The following is a 17,088-nucleotide window of genomic DNA, read 5'->3' as shown; positions in this document are numbered from 1 at the left end:
CATGTTTCCCGTTATTATTCTTGTAGTAAATATTTGATTTTACTTTTAATAATATCAATCGCAACACGGTTCATACCGCCTCGAGTCACAACTAAATCAGCGTTATGCTTAGAAGGCTCAATAAATTGATAAAACATCGGTCTAACAGTTGCTTGATATTGCTCAACAACAGATTGTAATGTTCTGCCTCTTTGTTCCATATCGCGTTGCATACGGCGCATTAAGCAAATATCTAAAGGTGTGTCTATAAACACCTTAATATCAAATTCTTTATTAAGCGCTTTATCGCTCAGTAATAAAATACCTTCTACTATTAAGATTTTTGCAGCAGGTACACGTCGCGTTTTATCGCTACGGGTATGTTGTGCATAATCATAAGTTGGTACTTCTACAGAGTTTCCACTACGAAGTTGTGTTAAATGCTCAAGCATTAGTTCATGTTCAAATGCATCAGGATGATCGTAGTTAGTTTGAGTACGATGAGCCATAGGCAAATGCGACTGATCCTTGTAATAAGCATCTTCTTCGATAATGGCGATAGCACCAGGTTCAAGCTCGTTAACCAGTTCGTTGTATATAGTTTGGCTAAATAGAGATTTGCCCGACGCTGACGCGCCAGCAATGGCTATAATAGTAGTTCGTGTCACTAAAGTTCTCACCCACACAGAAGGATATATTGTTGGTAGATCACAATAGCAAAAAAGACACGATTAATCTCTTTTGCTTCGCTTAAGAACGCAAATTTATAATGTTTAGGTTTTATGAAACAGGACTTTTGTCCTGTACGAAAAATTCGATCAGCAGATAAAGTAACCACCTAGAAGCAAAGTGAGGTCAAAATGACAAGAGCAATTATCTTAATGGCAGATAGCCTAGGAATCGGTGCAGCACCAGATGCAGACAAATTTGGTGATCTTGGTGCCAATACATTCGCTCACTTACTTAAAGCATATTATGACGAAACGGGCAGTGCACTATCGCTACCTAATTTATCTAAATTAGGTTTAGTAGATGCATGTGAAGCTGCCGGTGGGGAAACGTGTTTAGTATCAGATCGTCAAACACCACAAGGTGCTTGGGGTTATGCTAAAGAACTTTCGAGCGGTAAAGATACACCATCGGGTCATTGGGAAATGGCGGGTGTACCAGTGTTATTTGATTGGGGTTACTTTCCTAAAACACAGCCGAGCTTCCCACAAGAATTTATAGACGAGTTTATTGCTCGTACAGGTATACCTGGCATTTTAGGCAATTGCCATGCATCAGGAACCACCATATTAGAGCAGCTAGGTGAAGAGCACGTAAAAACAGGTAAACCAATCTGTTACACCTCAGCTGATAGCGTGTTTCAAATAGCCGCGCATGAAGAGTCATTCGGCCTAGAGAAGCTTTATCAAGTTTGCGAAATCGCACGGGCGCTACTTGATGAAATGAATATAGGACGAGTGATTGCGCGGCCATTTTTGGGTTCAAATAGTCAAGACTTTGCCCGCACAGGTAATCGTCGTGACTATTCAGTACTTCCGCCAGCACCTACCTTGTTAGATGTATTAGCAAAAGACGGTGGCGAAGTAATTAGTATTGGTAAAATTTCAGATATTTACGCGCATCAGGGCATAACCCAAAAGCATAAAGCACCAGGGCTTATGAACTTGCTTGAAAAAACCAGTGAAGTTATTTCAAGCGCGCCAGATCGCAGCTTAATTTTTACTAACCTTGTAGATTTTGACGAAAAATTTGGTCATCGCCGTAATCCAGTAGGTTACGCAAAAGCATTAAAAGAATTTGATGACTATTTACCAACTATACTTAAACAGTTAAATGCAGATGATGTACTAATGATCACTGCCGATCACGGATGTGACCCAACCTTTCCGGGTTCAGAGCACACTCGTGAGTACGTACCTGTAATAGCTTACAAGCCAGGTATGAATAACACACCATTAGGTGAACGCAACAGCTTTGCAGATATAGGCCAAACCCTAGCACAGTGGTTTAACCTTTCTGAGCTTGAATACGGTGACAGCTTTTTAGATAAGCTAACTACACCAAATAAAAAGGAAAACAATTAATGAGTACTCCGCATATCAGTGCAAACGTTGGTGACTTCGCCGAAACAGTATTAATGCCTGGCGATCCGCTACGTGCGCAATATATTGCTGAAAACTTTTTAGATGATGCAGTACAAGTTACAGGTGTTCGTAACATGTACGGTTTTACTGGCACTTATAAAGGTAAACCAGTAAGCATTATGGGTTCTGGCATGGGCATTCCATCAATGTCTATTTATGCACGCGAACTAATTGTAAGCTTTGGCGTTAAAAACATTATACGTATTGGTACATGTGGCGGTATTGGTACCGACATTAAAATCCGCGACGTAATCTTTGCACAAGGTGCAAGTACAGATTCAAATGTAAATCGTGCACGTGTACGTGGTTACGATTTTTCTGCTATTGCAAACTTTGATCTACTTTTAAACGGCGTAAATGCTGCGAAAGAGTTAGGTATTAAAGCAAAAGTAGGTAACGTATTTACAACCGACACTTTCTATCAAGCAGACGACACCTTTTATAAAGATTTAGATAAGTTAGGTGTACTTGCTGTAGATATGGAAACAGCCGGTTTATACGGCGTTGCGGCTGAATACGGCGCAAACGCAATGGCACTATTTACCGTAAGTGACCACGTGATTACTGGCGAAGCAACACCAGCCGATGAACGTCAAAGCACGTTTAATGAAATGGTTAAAATTGCATTAGAGTCTATCTAATTAGCTAAATAATTTGAACTTTGGTTAAGAGATTTATTATCCAGAGTTCAGGTTAAATATAACAGTTCCTTGGTAACGTATTCACTAAGTTTTGGAGACACGCCCAAAGTGAAGTGAGACTAAACCTCCAAAGCCGCATTTTATGCGGCTTTTTTTATGCCTTAAAAACTTTGCTAATACCAATAAAGCTTTTTATGGGCACAACTTTTAAGCACTATTTTAATTTACTCGCTATCAAATAATGCCTCATCATCGTTCTATATTGTGCTGTAAGTCTTTGTGACTTAATGCTAATGTTTATATTGAAGTCGGTTATTTAAATATTCTGCGGGGGGCGTATGTCTAATTGGGTAGAAGCAACAGTAAAAAACGTTACATGGTGGAGTGAAACACTTTTTAGCTTAACGCTTAATGCAGACGTAGAGCCATTTAAGGCAGGGCAGTTTACTAAGCTTTCAATAATGGATGGCGATAAGCGAATTGCTCGTGCTTACTCATATGTAAATGCCCCCGAAAACCCTGATTTAGAATTTTATTTAATTAACGTTATAGATGGATTACTTTCACCTTACTTAGCTAAATTACAACCCGGCGAAACTGTACTTATAGAGCAGCGTGCTACAGGCTTTTTTACGCTTGACGAAATCCCGCAAAGCGATCAGCTTTGGATGCTTGGTACGGGCACTGCAATAGGGCCATTTTTATCAATATTGCAGCAACCTGATGTATGGCAAAAATACAAAAGCATTAATATAGTCCATGGCGTACGTTTTAATAACGATTTAAGCTACCAGGCTCTTATTAACGAACTTTTAAGAGTGCACCCAGAGCAGCTTAATTATATTCCGGTAGTAAGCCGAGAAGAGCCTTTACAAGGCTTAAGTGGCCGTATTACTAGTGCAATTGAAAACAATAGTTTGTTTGAGCACGCTAACTTAGAGCCTACTCCAAACAACGCACAGTTTATGATTTGTGGTAATCCGCAAATGGTAAAAGACACCACAAGTTTACTACTTGATAAAAACTTTACCCGTAATCGCCGCAAAAACCCCGGTAACATCACCGTAGAGCAGTATTGGTAAGCTACATTAGTGGTATTAACTACCCGATAACGTTAAAATTTGCTATGTTGCAACCTTATACCAATTTTATCAAAAATATGAGCATTCTATCGCATCAAATAACTCACTAACTGCGTTAAAAATTGTGCTATTTTCTTGACGCTATAATAGATCACTTATTTAATGCAATTGGTATTACACGTGTTTAGTGTTCATTTTAGGAAAGTTATGAAACCGTTATCTATTATTTTGGCCTCTTTAATTACTACCGTAGCGCTTATTACTTATGCAGCAGATCAAACCGAGCCTGAGCAAAAAGAAGCCCAGTCGAGTGAGAAAGCACTGGTGAGTGCACAAAAGCAAAGCACCGAAGAGGAAAAAGCCACTACACAAGCAACAACTGACGATAAAGTAAATACGCTTGAGTACAAAGCGCCAGAGATTAAAAAGCCAGTTATTGATAACACTAAACCAGATGATTCAAAAGTTTTAGGTAACGAGCAAAGTAAACCAGCCGAAAAACCTAAAAATAAAGTAGAAAAAGCGGTAGCCGTAGCAGAAGCTGAAAAAGCCGTAACTCAAGCTAAAGAAGCACTTACTGTTAAACAGCAAACTAAAGCTAAGCAGTCTCGCGAATCCTTAGCCGTAGTTGAACAATTAGTAAAAGCGTATAACGCACGAAATATTGAAGAATTTTTGCGTGTATATGACGAAGATGTAGAGTTTTATATTTTCCCTAATGAGCTACTATTTAAAGGAAAAGAAAAACTAATAGCACGCTACGGGCTAATGTTTAAAAAGCTAAAGTGTATACACTCATCGCCAATTAAACGCATTGTGCATGGCGATATTGTAATAGATCATGAGCTATCAGAAACCTGCTCAACCGACGAAAACGTGGTTGATAAACGCTCAGAGCTTATTTCGAGCTACCAAATAAAAGATGGAAAAATAGTACGTGTACTATTTTTTAGATAAAGGGTAAGTATGCAAATAAATGACGATAAAAAAATTCGCTTAATGTATCGCATTGAACCGGGTTGTTTAGGGCCTCAGGGTGCTGAGCATATTGAAGATTTTTGTCGTTATGCTAACAAACATATTAAGTCGCCATTTTATGCTCAGTTTGTATTTTTACCACGCTACGATAAAACAATTGATGAGCGTCAATACAGCGTAAATAGCCGCAATCTATCGCTTATGCAGGCACGTGCATATTTTAAGCACTTTGATATAGATATAGAAGAATTTGAAGGGCAGCTCGACGAACTCCTTACTAAAGCCATCGATTTATACTTTAAGCGATAATCTTAAATCGCTTAAAGCTATTACAGTTTGTTTTATTGAGCTTTAACTTGCAGCTATAACCCCCATAAAATCCTTACCCAGAAATATCATTTTATTTAAAGTTAATTTGCCAATTAAACCAATACTATTTTGACTGTTAAAATAGTTTGCCTACAAAGATAATACCAATCCGCAATAATACTTAATTATTTTGCGGGGCTAAACGTATCGCTATCTGCGTTAAAAAATTCTCATTTACGACTGCATGGATGCAAAGGTAGAGCAATGCAGGAGCAATGAAGGATCAATTGCTGAGAGCAACTAAATAGCGAACTTTTTGCCTAGCTGCCAACTCGTTTTTCAATCTTCAAAATAAATCACTTAATTAAGCGAATTGGTAAAAATAAAACGCTTTGCTTTAAAAACAAAAAAGGGCCTAAGCCCTTTTTTATTACATTTTGGCCTGCTCAGACAGGCTAAAGTCTAATACTTAAACAACTTCACCAGCCACTATTGTATTAAAGCTATCGTTGTCATGTAGGCTTGCAAATGCGCTTTCATGTAATAGTTCGTTACGTAAATTAGGTGAATACTCTAAAGCCATTTTAATATCGGCTAACGCATCGGCATGTTTGTGCGTAAGTGCATAAGCACAGGCTCGTTGCCAATATGCATAACCATAGTCACTATCTATATCAATAGCTTGGTTACAAAGCTCAATAGCCTGCGCTGTTTCGTTTATTTCAAGCAGGGCATCGGCTTTATAAGCAATGGCTTCAACATCTTCAGGTTTGCGATTAAGTATTTCGTCAAAAATTTCAATTTTGTTCGCAAAGTCGCTTTCTAAATTGGCACGCATCCATAATGAATGAACTTCGTTAGTTACCGATATACGCTCTTGGTTACTGAGTATCTCTTCTGAGCGAACGCGTAGTTTTTCTTCAAGAATTTTTAAGCGATCTTCGTACTCGTCTGTAATAACACTTACACGCGTATTTACTATATCTTCTACTTTATTTTTAACATCGCGCAAAGAGTTCCAGCCTACTAATACTAAAATAGAAGCGGTAGCGGTAATTATAAAAAATACATTATTAATGGTGTCGGTGGTGTAGGTTAAAGCGCGGTCGGCGGTATCTAATTGGGCATGCGTTACTTGTTTAGTTACATCTTCTCGAAGCTTTTGCTGATCTTGTCGAACAGCTTTTAATTCGTCAAGAATGTAACGCTCCATTAGTGGTTTGTACATAGACTCTTTAAGCTGATCAAGGGCTTGTTGTTCTTCTTGTGCTGTAGGTGCCTGAGGCCTTTGCTCTGCAGTATAAGCCGAGGAAGTAAAGAGTGTAAAACACACACAAACAAAATAGAGGTAATAACGCATTGGTACGCCTAGTTAAATTAATTAAATCTTACAAATACTTTAACACGCGCACACAATGTTACCCAATTAAAACGGGCAAAAAAAAAGCCAGCTCAAGGAGAGCTGGCAAAAACTGCTTAAAACAACAATATGTCGTAAGGGTTCACAGGAGAACAACTTCATACTAACTGAATTTATCTGAACAATTACTTAATTTAATTCAATTAGTTAAAAATAAAGAAAGGTGCATTGGGCTTAGTAATACACCTTTGTCGTTATAACTACAATTTCATGGTGAAGGGGGGTATTCCCATGTGCGCTTTGATAAACCAAGGCCACTTTCAAACCCTTCAATTACCATTACGCCAGCCGTTATAAATTAGATCAGTGAGTGTTTAAAATTAATTTACAAGTTTTACATGCGCCGCAAACTACGTTTTAAGCGCTGATTGTTACCCTATTCACAAATAAACTGCCTTTAGAAAATTTAGCACTTTGTAAAATAGTGCACTATTTTAAGTTTATTCCTAAATGGCTTTACGCAAACCGAGATAAATTCGTACGAACATCTGAATTATCAATAGTATCAATCGATTTAATTAAATGTTTATAGGTAGCTAATAACGGGGGGGATGCCTATATTACTAATACAGATTATAAAAAGCGCACTAACCGTTAAATATCGATTTTAAATAAGTAATTTAAATAAATAAGGATTTCACAATGAGCAAGCCAACAGCGGGTAAATGCCCTGTTATGCACGGTAGTAATTCAGTTGTTTCTAAAGTAAACACCGATTGGTGGCCAAACACACTCAACTTAGACATTCTTCATCAACACGATACTAAATCAAATCCATACGGCATTAATTTTAACTACGCAGAAGAATTTAAATCTCTAGATTTAGACGAAGTAAAAGCTGACTTAAAAACCTTTATGACCGACAGCCAAGATTGGTGGCCTGCCGATTGGGGCCATTACGGTGGTTTAATGATTCGTATGGCATGGCACTCAGCGGGTACGTACCGTTTATCTGATGGTCGTGGTGGCGCAAGTACTGGTAACCAACGTTTCTCGCCTTTAAATTCATGGCCAGATAACGCAAGCTTAGATAAAGCACGCAGACTTTTATGGCCACTTAAGAAAAAATACGGTAACAAACTTTCATGGGCTGATTTATTTATTCTTGCTGGTAATATGGCATACGAATCAATGGGTCTTAAAATTTATGGTTTTGCGGGCGGCCGTGAAGACATTTGGCATCCAGAAAAAGATATTTACTGGGGTGCAGAAAAAGAATGGTTAGCACCAAGTGATGAACGCTACGACAATGTAGAAAAACCAGACACCATGGAAAACCCATTAGCCGCAGTACAAATGGGCTTAATTTACGTTAACCCTGAAGGTGTTAATGGTATACCCGATCCACAAAAAACGGCAGATCACGTACGTGAAACATTTGCTCGCATGGCGATGGATGACGAAGAGACCGCAGCGCTAACAGTGGGCGGCCATACAGTAGGTAAAACTCACGGTAATGGTAAAGCGGAGCACTTAGGCCCAGAGCCAGAAGCAGCAGACGTACACGAGCAAGGTTTAGGTTGGAACAGCACCAAAGAAGGCGGCTTTGGTCGTCATACTGTAACTTCAGGCCTTGAAGGTGCATGGACCACACACCCAACAACATGGGATAACGGTTACTGTTACTTACTATTAAATTACGAATGGGAATTAACAATAAGCCCAGCTGGCGCCCATCAGTGGGAGCCTGTAAATATTAAAGAAGAAGACAAACCAGTAGACGTAGAAGATCCATCAATTCGTTTAAACCCAATGATGACCGATGCCGATATGGCCATGAAAGTGGACCCAACGTACCGTAAAATTATTGAGCGTTTTAACAACGACTTTGAATACTTCTCTGATGTGTTTGCACGTGCATGGTTTAAGCTTACTCACCGTGATTTAGGACCTAAAGCATGTTACTTAGGTAAAGACGTACCAAGCGAAGACCTAATTTGGCAAGATCCTATTCCAGCAGTTGATTACACATTATCAGACGATGAAATCACTAGCTTAAAAGCACAGCTACTTGATTGCGGTGTAAGCGCGAGTGATTTAATAAATACCGCGTGGGATAGTGCACGTACGTATCGTGGTTCTGATCGCCGCGGTGGCGCAAATGGCGCACGTATTCGTTTAGCACCACAAAAAGATTGGCAAGGTAACGAACCTGCGCGTTTAGCAAGTGTACTTAGTGCCCTTGAAAAAGTACAAGCGGGTTTATCTAAGCCAGTAAGCATGGCTGATTTAATCGTATTAGGTGGCACAGCGGCTGTAGAGCAAGCTGCAAAACAAGCCGGTGTTAATGTAACAGTACCATTTGCACCAGGGCGAGGGGACGCAACAGACGAAATGACTGATGCAGAATCGTTTGATCCGCTTGAGCCTGTTCATGATGGATTTAGAAACTACCTTAAAAATGACTTTAGCGTATCCTCAGAAGAGCTATTGTTAGAGCGCAGCCAATTAATGGGCTTAACAGCACCAGAAATGACTGCACTTATGGGAGGCATGCGTGTACTAGGCACAAACTACGCAGGCACTAAACATGGTGTATTTACCGATAATGTAGGCACGCTATCTACCGACTTTTTTGTAAACCTAACCGACATGGCCAATAACTGGAAGCCATTAGAGCCAGGTATTTATAATATTGTTGAACGCAAAACAGGCACCATTAAATGGACTGCCACGCGCGTAGATTTAGTGTTTGGTTCAAACTCTATTTTACGTGCCCTAAGTGAGTTTTATGCGCAAGACGATAATAAAGAGCGTTTTGTACATGACTTTGTAAATGCTTGGGTAAAAGTAATGAACGCAGATAGATTCGATCTTAAATAATCTACACTGTTGTTAAAAATGAGAGGGGGAGTATTAATTACTCCCCCTTTTTTTATACATTTAATATCGGTTATAAATTATTGAGGTAAGTGCAGCTTCTAATTACTCAATCACCCACCATAAAACCTGCGTTTTTAAACGCCTGCAAGCAGCGGGTCTACAGGCTAAATTAAACCATAGCGTTAAGTTTGCCACGTAGGCGCAGAGCTTGCTCGCGCGCGAAGCGCAGCTTCTAATTACTCAATCACCCATCGTAAAAACTGCGTTTTTAAACGCCTGCAAGCAGCGCGTCTACAGGCTAAATTAAACCACAGCATTAAGTTTGCCACGTAGGCGCAGAGCTTGCTCGCGCGAGAAGCGCAGCTTCTAATTACTCAATCACCCATCATAAAAACTGCGTTTTTAAATTCCTGCAAGCAGCGCGTCTACAGGCTAAATTAAACCAGAGCATTAAGTTTGCCACGTAGGCGTAGAGCTAGCTCGCGCGAGAAGCGCAGCTTCTAATTACTCAATCACCCACCATAAAAACTGCGTTTTTAAACGCCTGCAAGCAGCGCGTCTACAGGCCAAATTAAACCACAGCGTTAAGTTTGCCACGTAGGCGCAAAGCTTGCTCGCGCGAGAAGCGCAGCTTCTAATTACTCAATCACCCATCATAAAAACTGCGTTTTTAAACGCCTGCAAGCAGCGCGTCTACAGGCTAAATTAAACTATAGCGTTAAGTTTGCCACGTAGGCGTAGAGCTTGCTCGCGCGAGAAGCGCAGCTTCTGATTACTGAACTACAAATAAACCCTTCGGCTAACGCTTAAATATATTTTCTACTTGGCTGCGCAGCCACATTAGGGCATCGTCTTTATCGGTATTTTGGTGCCAATATAAATGCTGATAAATAGCAGGCATAGTGGTGGGCACGGGCCGTGCTATTAGCGTGTCGTCTAGCAATTGGCTTGCAACCATTGAGGGTAGGGTGAGCAAAAATGGTGAGTTTTTTATTATCTCTTTTGCCGCAAAATACGTTTGGCAGCGCATGGCTACCTCGCGGTTAAAGCTCAGTTGCAATAAAGCTATATCTTCAATTACGGTGCCGGTGGCTCTGTTTGAAACCGCTACATGTTTAGCGCTTAAGTAATTTTCTATATTTAACTTATTTTTAAGCGGGTGATTTTTTTTCAGTAATACACAAAAGTGATCGCTTGAGAGTACGGCATGGTTAATAGGCGCTTTTATTGGCCGCGCCACATCTATGGCCATATCAATTTGATGATTAGCCAATTGCTTGTGCATATCGTCGCGGTTTAGCTTAACACTTGCAAGGCTTGCGTTAGGGGCGTGTTTTGCAATTATTAACTGCAATTTTGGCAGCACTATGGGCTCAATGGCATCGTGCAGGGCAATTTTAAATGTTTGTGCGGTGGTGGCTAAATCAAAATCGCCACAGGCTTGCAGTACTTGGCGTAACTTTTCGAGCAAATCAATTAGCGCTGGTGCCATGCGCTGACACGCCGGAGTGGGCAGCATGAGTTGCCCTTGGCGCTCAAATAACGGATCGTTTAATACACTTCGCAGACGTTTTATAGCATGGCTTACTGCTGAGGGCGTTATGTACAGCACCTTTGCGGTTTCGCTCATGTTTTTTTCTCGGTAGAGGCATTCAAAAATTTTAAGTAAATTTAAGTCTAACTGCTGAATATTTTTAGCTTCAATCATTATTACCCGCTCACACTATGAATGCAATTCACACTTAATTGGTAATATATTTCATTTAATTCATTGGGGCGAATGTTTTATGCTGGGTTAACTAAAAAATAAACAGGCAACCCTAATGAACTTTGAGCCAAGCCAAAAAAGCCAAGACTACCTAAAGCGTGTTACCGCCTTTATGGATGAACACGTATTGCCTATTGAGCAAGTGGTAGTTGCGCATAATCACGCAAAAAATAGTTCAAACGATTGGACCACTTGGCAGCTAAGTGAGCACATTGAGCCATTAAAAGCGAAAGCAAAAGCCGCTGGCCTGTGGAACTTATTTTTACCTGATGCAGCGCTAGCACAAGGCTTAACCTGCTTAGAGTACGCACCTATTGCTGAGCAAATGGGTAAATGTTTATTTGCCTCAGAAATATTTAACTGCAACGCCCCCGACACCGGCAATATGGAAGTGCTGTATCACTTTGCAAACGACGAGCAAAAACAGCAGTGGCTAACGCCTTTATTAAATGGCGAAATTCGCTCTGTATTTGCCATGACCGAGCCCGATGTAGCCTCATCAGATGCCACAAACATGCAAGCAACTATAGATGTTGATGGCGACGATCTCATTTTAAATGGAAAAAAATGGTGGACCACAGGCCTTGGCCACCCCAATGCGAAGGTAGCCATTTTTATGGGGCTTTCTAACCCCGAAAACGATAAACACAGCCAGCATTCAATGGTGTTAGTGCCATTAAACACATCCGGCGTAAATATTAAACGCATGCTAAGTGCCTGTGGCGATTTTGATGCCCCCTACGGCCATGGCGAAATGGAATTTAATAACGTGCGCGTACCAAAACAAAACCTTATTTTAGGATTAGGCAAAGGCTTTGCTATTGCACAAGGGCGTTTAGGGCCTGGGCGAATTCATCATTGTATGCGTGCTATTGGCGCAGCAGAACGTTGTTTAGAGCTAATGGTTAAACGCGGGCTTTCGCGCAGCGCCTTTGGTAAACCGTTACTTAAATTAGGAGGCAATTTAGAACGCGTTGCACAGGCGCGTATGGCAATAGATCAAGCCCGTTTATTAACACTGCACGCCGCATGGAAAATAGATACTCAAGGCGTTAAACACGCCATGACCGAAATATCGAGCATAAAAGTTGTAGTGCCAAATATGCTGCAAATGGTGTCTGATATGGCCATACAAGTATTTGGCGGCGCAGGGGTGTCGAGCGACTTTCCTATTGCATCGTTTAATGCAATGGGCCGTATTTTACGCCTTGCTGATGGCCCAGACGAAGTACACATGGGCATGGTTTCGCGCCTCGAACTTAACAAATACCGCTAAGGCAACATCATGAAAACAAAACTAATAATAACAGGTGGAGCCACAGGGCTTGGCAAAGCATTAGCGCTTAGTTACGCGAGTAATTTGGGCGCAAACTTACAAATTTGTATTGCCGATATAAACGCCGAGCGTGCAGCCATCACCATTAGCGAGCTACAAGCATTAAAAGCAGATGCCTTTTTTTACGCCTGCGATATAACCAAACAAGCTGATGTAGAAGGGCTTTGCGATATTATAAAAATTAAGTGGCAAGGCGTAGATATTGTTATAAATAATGCAGGCGTTGCTACGGGCGGCTCACTTGAGGGAGAGTCGCTTGAGCAATGGCAGTGGATTATGGATATTAATTTGCTGTCTATGGTGCGGGTGTGCCAAACGTTTTACCCGCTATTTAAGCAACAAGGCAGTGGCTACTTTATTAATATAGCGTCGCAAGCGGGGCTTACACCCATTCCGTTTATGAGCAGTTATAACGCAGTAAAAGCGGCCGTAATTGGCTTTAGCGAAACCCTAAAACTCGAGCTTGCCTACGACAATATAGATGTAAGCGTAGTGTGCCCAAGCTTTTTTAAAACCAACCTTGATGAATCCATGCGCACCAGCGAGCCGGCTATGCAAACAATGCTAAACCGCGCATTTGAACGCTCCCCCATTAACGCCGAGCAAGTTGCAGATATTATTTATAAGCAGTCACTTAAACGCCCATTTTTAATTTTGACCCATAAATTAGGTAAACAGACCTTTTTAATGAAAAAACTACTTCCCGTTGAGTGGTACATTAAAAACATGCTGAAAAAAACACGCTCTATGCAACGTTTAAAATCAAAATAATAAAGGCAAACAATGAACACACAATTATTAGATCAAGCCAAAAACGTTCGCGAAGGCGAAGAGCTCGACACCCAAAAAGTAGATGCCTGGCTTAAACAACACATTACACAGTTAACTGGCGAGCCAAACGTTACACAATACGCAGGAGGCGCATCAAACTGGACCTACTGCCTCGAGTATCCAGAGCAATCGCTTATTTTGCGCCGTGCCCCAAAAGGCACCAAAGCTAAAGGAGCACACGATATGGGCCGAGAGTTTAAATTACAGCAGGCGCTAAAACCGGTTTACAGTTACGTACCTACTATGCAGGCGTTTTGCGATGATGAAAGCATACTTGGCACCGACTTTTACGTTATGGAAAAACTCACGGGTATTATTCCGCGTAAAAACTTACCGCGCGGATTAACACCCACGCCCGAGCGCACCAAACAGCTGTGTGAAAACGTACTCGACTGCCTAGTAGAGCTGCACAAAGTAGATTACAAACAGGCCAATTTAAGCCATTTAGGTAAAGGCGAAGGGTACACGCAGCGCCAAATTATCGGCTGGAGCGAGCGCTTTACTAAAGCTAAAACATGGAATGTACCAAGCGGTAAAAAGGTCATTAAATGGCTTGAAAACAACATGCCAAGCCACGAGCGCATTTGTATAACGCATAACGACTTTAGGTTTGATAACGTTGTGCTTGATGCAACCGACTACACCAAAGTACTGGGTATTTTAGACTGGGAGCTTGCCACCCTTGGCGACCCTCTTATGGATTTAGGCAATACACTCGCTTACTGGGTAGAACCCGGCGATGACTTTTTAGCTCAAGCCACGCGCCGCCAACCTACTCATTTAGAGGGCATGCTAACGCGCAAAGAAGTAGTGGCCTACTACTGTAAAAAAATGGATATAACGGTAGACGATTTTACCTTTTACGAAGTGTACGGGCTATTTAGGCTTGCAGGCATAGTGCAGCAAATTTATTACCGTTATCACCATGGGCAAACTAAAAACCCGGCCTTTAAAAACTTTTGGGTGTTTGTACATTACCTTTTATGGCGCTGTAATAAAGCCATTAAAAATCAAGGAAAAGCCTAATGTGTATTTTATATTTTGTGCGCCACGGGCAGGCCAGTTTTTCGGCTGATAACTACGATATGCTCTCACAAAAAGGGCAGCAACAAGCCACATTACTTGGTGAGTATTTAGCACAAAAGCAGCTATCGCCCGATGTGGTATTTGCAGGGAGTATGCTACGCCATAATCAAACCGCAGAGCTAAGTTTAGCAAGTATTAATAATGCGCCAGTGGTAATAAACGATCCGCGTTTAAACGAGTACGATCACGAACATATTTTAGCGGTTTATAACCCAGAGCTTGCCACCCCAAGCCAAGTACGTGCTGCACTTAGTAAGCAAGCCGACCCAATGGAATATTTTAAAACGGTATTTATTAGTGCCATTGAGCAGTGGGTGCTCAACCCAAGCAGCACACGGTACAACGAAAGCTTTAATGCATTTACTGCGCGTGTACTGGGCGCACTTGAGCAAATAGCCAATGAAAACCATGGTAAAAAAGTACTTATTTACACCTCTGGTGGGCCTATTAGCATTATTACCAGCCATTTAATGGGCCTAAAACTCGAGCACTTTATTGATATTAATTGGAGCTTAGTAAACGCAGGTGTAACCAAAGTAGTGGCGCGCGGCAAAGGGGCAAGCCGTAAATTAGGCATTAGCAGTTTAAACGAGCATCACTTTTTAGAGTGCCACCCACAACAAAAATTAATTACATACACCTAAGGATTTAATTATGCGCAAAAATATACTAATAACAGGTGCAAGTTCAGGCTTAGGCAAAGGCATGGCAAAAGAGTTTGCAAAACAAGGCTGTAACCTTGCTTTATGTGCTCGGCGCTTTGAGCTGCTAGAGCAATTAAAAAGCGAGCTTGAGCAGGTAAACCCAAATATAACCATTAGCATAAAAGTGCTTGATGTTAACGATCACGACCAAGTGTTTAGCGTATTTAACGCCTTTAAAGAAGAGCTTAACGGTCTTGATAGAGTAATTATAAATGCAGGTATGGGCAAAGGTGCCTCTGTTGGTACGGGTTATTTTAATGCTAATAAAAAAACCGCACAAACCAACTTTGTAGCCGCCCTTGCCCAGGCTGAGGCCGCGATGGAAATTTTTAGAGCGCAAAACCATGGCCACTTAGTGACTATTTCGTCTATTAGTGCAGTGCGTGGTTTTAGGCGCGCCATGACCGTTTACGCTGCTACAAAAGCGGCTATTACCTCATTAAGCGAAGGCATACGCATAGATGTAATGCACACACCTATAAAAGTAAGCTGTGTACACCCAGGTTTTATAAGAAGCGAAATAAACGAAAAAGTAAAAACCGTCCCATTTATTGTTGATACCGAAACCGGCTGCAAAGCACTGGTAAAAGCAATAAATAAAGAAAAAGCCAACAGCTTTGTGCCAACCTGGCCGTGGGCGTTTTTACACTGGATTTTACGCATAGCACCACTCAGTACAATTCGTAAAATGTCGTAAGGTTTTTAAATTTAGGCATTAAAAAAGGTGGCAAATGCCACCTTTTTAGTAAAAATTTACTTAATTATAGTAGTGCAAAAAGCTTTTGAAGTTGTGGCATGTATTCGCTCACAAGCTCTAAGTTACTTTCGCTTACTAGCGAATCAGTAGACTCTTCAGCAGCGCTTGACGCTTTACCAAAAGAGCCCATTAACGAGCTAGCATCACTACTTTTTGCGCTTTTAAGGCTTTGTAGGCCGCCCATTACTTTAGTTGCTGTTTCTTGGTTTTCAGCAGAAAGGCCCGACTTTAAGTTTTCGATGTAAGCCATAGATACTTCAGAACCTACAGATACTAACTCTTCAGGAGAAAACCCATAACGGTTTGTCACGCTTGCAAAGCTTTTGTATAGGTCTTGCTCTTTGATCATGCTAAGTGCAGTGTTAGCCATCGAGCTTTGCTCATCAACACTTTGCTCGGCTGAGCCGCCCAGCATGCTTGCTAAATCTAGGTTTTTTAACGACTCTTGGCTGCTTGCCCAGCTAGAAACCGCTGGAAGAGCTTTCATATAGCTTTGTAATTGGCCTTCGCTAATGTCTTCTGCAAGGCTTGAAAAACTCATTGCTAACAAGCTAAGTGATAAAAGTATTTTTTTCATTGGGCATTTCCTGTTGTTTAATTAACGCTATTTAAAACTAAATGTAAGCGCTTGCCAATACATAACTAAAGTATTAGGTGTATTTAGGCTATAAAGTAGTATAAATACTTTAAAGTCCTATAACTTAAGCTGATTCAGCACAAATATAGTTACAAATGTTATAATGCATTTTTGTCGATAAGAGCTGAACGTAATGTTAACTATTTCAAATACTGTCACTATAGATGAATGGGAACTAGAGCTAACCGCTATTCGTTCGCAAGGTGCCGGTGGCCAAAACGTTAACAAAGTAGCCAGTGCTATTCATTTACGCTTTGATATAAACCGCTCAAAGTTACCCGACTTTTACAAAGAGCGACTACTAAAGCTAAACGACTCGCGCATTACTAAAGAAGGCGTTTTAATAATAAAAGCGCAAAGCCACCGCACACAAGAACTAAACCGCGAAGACGCACTAAGCCGCTTAAAAGATCTAATTCTTAGTGCTACAAAAGTAAATAAAGCCCGCCGAGCAACTAAGCCAAGCCGCAACTCGCAGCGCAAACGCATGGATAAAAAAACCAAACACGGGCAAACTAAAGCCCTACGCGGTAATATTAAGTTTTAACCGCACAAAAAAACGGCGCTAAATTTAGCGCCGTTTT

General features: G+C 41.0%; 16 protein-coding genes. 12 read left to right on the top strand and 4 right to left on the bottom strand.

Annotated elements, in window-relative coordinates; all coding sequences use genetic code 11:
- Nucleotides 1-14 precede the first annotated feature (14 nt).
- On the bottom strand, nt 15-647 hold the full coding sequence (udk, locus tag CWC11_RS11070) for a uridine kinase (protein WP_058550446.1): 633 nt from the start codon (nt 645-647) through the stop codon (nt 15-17).
- A 192-nt stretch (nt 648-839) separates the two neighbouring features.
- Between udk and CWC11_RS11065 the strand changes: the two genes are divergently transcribed.
- From CWC11_RS11065 to CWC11_RS11045, 5 genes are all read left to right on the top strand, one after another.
- The gene (locus CWC11_RS11065) at nt 840-2,072 is read left to right on the top strand and encodes a phosphopentomutase (protein WP_138682738.1); all 1,233 of its coding nucleotides are present in this window, start codon (nt 840-842) and stop codon (nt 2,070-2,072) included.
- On the top strand, nt 2,072-2,773 hold the full coding sequence (gene deoD / locus CWC11_RS11060; protein ID WP_055018945.1) for a purine-nucleoside phosphorylase: 702 nt from the start codon (nt 2,072-2,074) through the stop codon (nt 2,771-2,773). The genes CWC11_RS11065 and deoD overlap by 1 nt, the downstream gene beginning before the upstream one ends.
- A gap of 338 nt (nt 2,774-3,111) precedes the next feature.
- Nucleotides 3,112-3,855, top strand: coding sequence for a ferredoxin--NADP reductase (locus CWC11_RS11055; protein WP_138682737.1), 744 nt, complete (start codon nt 3,112-3,114; stop codon nt 3,853-3,855).
- Between the two features lie 207 nt (nt 3,856-4,062).
- Nucleotides 4,063-4,812 carry a nuclear transport factor 2 family protein gene (locus CWC11_RS11050; RefSeq protein ID WP_138682736.1) on the top strand — a complete coding sequence of 250 codons (750 nt, stop codon included), beginning with the start codon at nt 4,063-4,065 and terminating at the stop codon, nt 4,810-4,812.
- A 9-nt stretch (nt 4,813-4,821) separates the two neighbouring features.
- Nucleotides 4,822-5,142 (top strand): hypothetical protein, encoded by a 321-nt coding sequence (locus CWC11_RS11045; protein ID WP_138682735.1) that lies wholly within the window; start codon nt 4,822-4,824, stop codon nt 5,140-5,142.
- 469 nt (nt 5,143-5,611) lie between these two features.
- Here the strand turns inward: CWC11_RS11045 and CWC11_RS11040 are convergent, their stop codons facing one another.
- Nucleotides 5,612-6,502, bottom strand: coding sequence for a tetratricopeptide repeat protein (locus CWC11_RS11040; RefSeq protein WP_138682734.1), 891 nt, complete (start codon nt 6,500-6,502; stop codon nt 5,612-5,614).
- Between the two features lie 702 nt (nt 6,503-7,204).
- Between CWC11_RS11040 and katG the strand changes: the two genes are divergently transcribed.
- Nucleotides 7,205-9,385, top strand: coding sequence for a catalase/peroxidase HPI (gene katG, locus CWC11_RS11035; RefSeq protein WP_138682733.1), 2,181 nt, complete (start codon nt 7,205-7,207; stop codon nt 9,383-9,385).
- Nucleotides 9,386-10,184: 799 nt separating this feature from the next.
- Here katG and CWC11_RS11030 read toward each other — a convergent pair.
- Nucleotides 10,185-11,093 (bottom strand): LysR family transcriptional regulator, encoded by a 909-nt coding sequence (locus tag CWC11_RS11030; RefSeq protein WP_138682732.1) that lies wholly within the window; start codon nt 11,091-11,093, stop codon nt 10,185-10,187.
- 115 nt (nt 11,094-11,208) lie between these two features.
- Between CWC11_RS11030 and CWC11_RS11025 the strand changes: the two genes are divergently transcribed.
- Genes CWC11_RS11025 through CWC11_RS11005 form a run of 5 tightly spaced genes read left to right on the top strand, consistent with a single transcriptional unit; the run spans nt 11,209 to nt 15,807 of the window.
- The gene (locus CWC11_RS11025) at nt 11,209-12,429 is read left to right on the top strand and encodes an acyl-CoA dehydrogenase family protein (RefSeq protein WP_138682731.1); all 1,221 of its coding nucleotides are present in this window, start codon (nt 11,209-11,211) and stop codon (nt 12,427-12,429) included.
- 9 nt (nt 12,430-12,438) lie between these two features.
- Entirely contained in the window at nt 12,439-13,260 is an 822-nt protein-coding gene (locus CWC11_RS11020) for an SDR family oxidoreductase (RefSeq protein WP_138682730.1), read from the top strand.
- Between the two features lie 12 nt (nt 13,261-13,272).
- A complete protein-coding gene (locus tag CWC11_RS11015; protein WP_138682729.1) occupies nt 13,273-14,346 on the top strand; it encodes a phosphotransferase family protein in 1,074 nt (357 codons plus the stop codon).
- The gene (locus tag CWC11_RS11010; RefSeq protein ID WP_138682728.1) at nt 14,346-15,050 is read left to right on the top strand and encodes a histidine phosphatase family protein; all 705 of its coding nucleotides are present in this window, start codon (nt 14,346-14,348) and stop codon (nt 15,048-15,050) included. The genes CWC11_RS11015 and CWC11_RS11010 overlap by 1 nt, the downstream gene beginning before the upstream one ends.
- A gap of 10 nt (nt 15,051-15,060) precedes the next feature.
- Nucleotides 15,061-15,807 (top strand): SDR family oxidoreductase, encoded by a 747-nt coding sequence (locus CWC11_RS11005; protein WP_171038420.1) that lies wholly within the window; start codon nt 15,061-15,063, stop codon nt 15,805-15,807.
- Nucleotides 15,808-15,871: 64 nt separating this feature from the next.
- Here the strand turns inward: CWC11_RS11005 and CWC11_RS11000 are convergent, their stop codons facing one another.
- Complete coding sequence (locus tag CWC11_RS11000; RefSeq protein WP_138682726.1) at nt 15,872-16,444, bottom strand: short-chain dehydrogenase; 573 nt, start codon at nt 16,442-16,444, stop codon at nt 15,872-15,874.
- A gap of 193 nt (nt 16,445-16,637) precedes the next feature.
- Here CWC11_RS11000 and arfB point away from each other — a divergent pair, with 193 nt between their 5' ends.
- Nucleotides 16,638-17,051, top strand: coding sequence for an alternative ribosome rescue aminoacyl-tRNA hydrolase ArfB (gene arfB / locus CWC11_RS10995; protein WP_104643747.1), 414 nt, complete (start codon nt 16,638-16,640; stop codon nt 17,049-17,051).
- Nucleotides 17,052-17,088 lie beyond the last annotated feature (37 nt).

The sequence above is a fragment of the Pseudoalteromonas sp. S3178 genome (assembly GCF_005886985.1).
GTDB lineage: Bacteria > Pseudomonadota > Gammaproteobacteria > Enterobacterales > Alteromonadaceae > Pseudoalteromonas > Pseudoalteromonas carrageenovora.
This window is presented reverse-complemented; position numbering and strand designations above follow the sequence as displayed.

Excerpts from the sequence above, each read along its gene's own strand:
- CWC11_RS11005 (WP_171038420.1), top strand. The coding sequence starts at position 15,061 with ATGCGCAAAAATATACTAATAACAGGTGCAAGTTCAGGCTTAGGCAAA.
- CWC11_RS11065 (WP_138682738.1), top strand. The coding sequence starts at position 840 with ATGACAAGAGCAATTATCTTAATGGCAGATAGCCTAGGAATCGGTGCA.
- CWC11_RS11055 (WP_138682737.1), top strand. The coding sequence starts at position 3,112 with ATGTCTAATTGGGTAGAAGCAACAGTAAAAAACGTTACATGGTGGAGT.
- CWC11_RS11020 (WP_138682730.1), top strand. The coding sequence starts at position 12,439 with ATGAAAACAAAACTAATAATAACAGGTGGAGCCACAGGGCTTGGCAAA.
- katG (WP_138682733.1), top strand. The coding sequence starts at position 7,205 with ATGAGCAAGCCAACAGCGGGTAAATGCCCTGTTATGCACGGTAGTAAT.
- CWC11_RS11050 (WP_138682736.1), top strand. The coding sequence starts at position 4,063 with ATGAAACCGTTATCTATTATTTTGGCCTCTTTAATTACTACCGTAGCG.
- CWC11_RS11030 (WP_138682732.1), bottom strand. The coding sequence starts at position 11,093 with ATGATTGAAGCTAAAAATATTCAGCAGTTAGACTTAAATTTACTTAAA.
- arfB (WP_104643747.1), top strand. The coding sequence starts at position 16,638 with ATGTTAACTATTTCAAATACTGTCACTATAGATGAATGGGAACTAGAG.
- CWC11_RS11000 (WP_138682726.1), bottom strand. The coding sequence starts at position 16,444 with ATGAAAAAAATACTTTTATCACTTAGCTTGTTAGCAATGAGTTTTTCA.
- CWC11_RS11010 (WP_138682728.1), top strand. The coding sequence starts at position 14,346 with ATGTGTATTTTATATTTTGTGCGCCACGGGCAGGCCAGTTTTTCGGCT.
- deoD (WP_055018945.1), top strand. The coding sequence starts at position 2,072 with ATGAGTACTCCGCATATCAGTGCAAACGTTGGTGACTTCGCCGAAACA.
- CWC11_RS11015 (WP_138682729.1), top strand. The coding sequence starts at position 13,273 with ATGAACACACAATTATTAGATCAAGCCAAAAACGTTCGCGAAGGCGAA.
- CWC11_RS11040 (WP_138682734.1), bottom strand. The coding sequence starts at position 6,502 with ATGCGTTATTACCTCTATTTTGTTTGTGTGTGTTTTACACTCTTTACT.
- CWC11_RS11025 (WP_138682731.1), top strand. The coding sequence starts at position 11,209 with ATGAACTTTGAGCCAAGCCAAAAAAGCCAAGACTACCTAAAGCGTGTT.
- CWC11_RS11045 (WP_138682735.1), top strand. The coding sequence starts at position 4,822 with ATGCAAATAAATGACGATAAAAAAATTCGCTTAATGTATCGCATTGAA.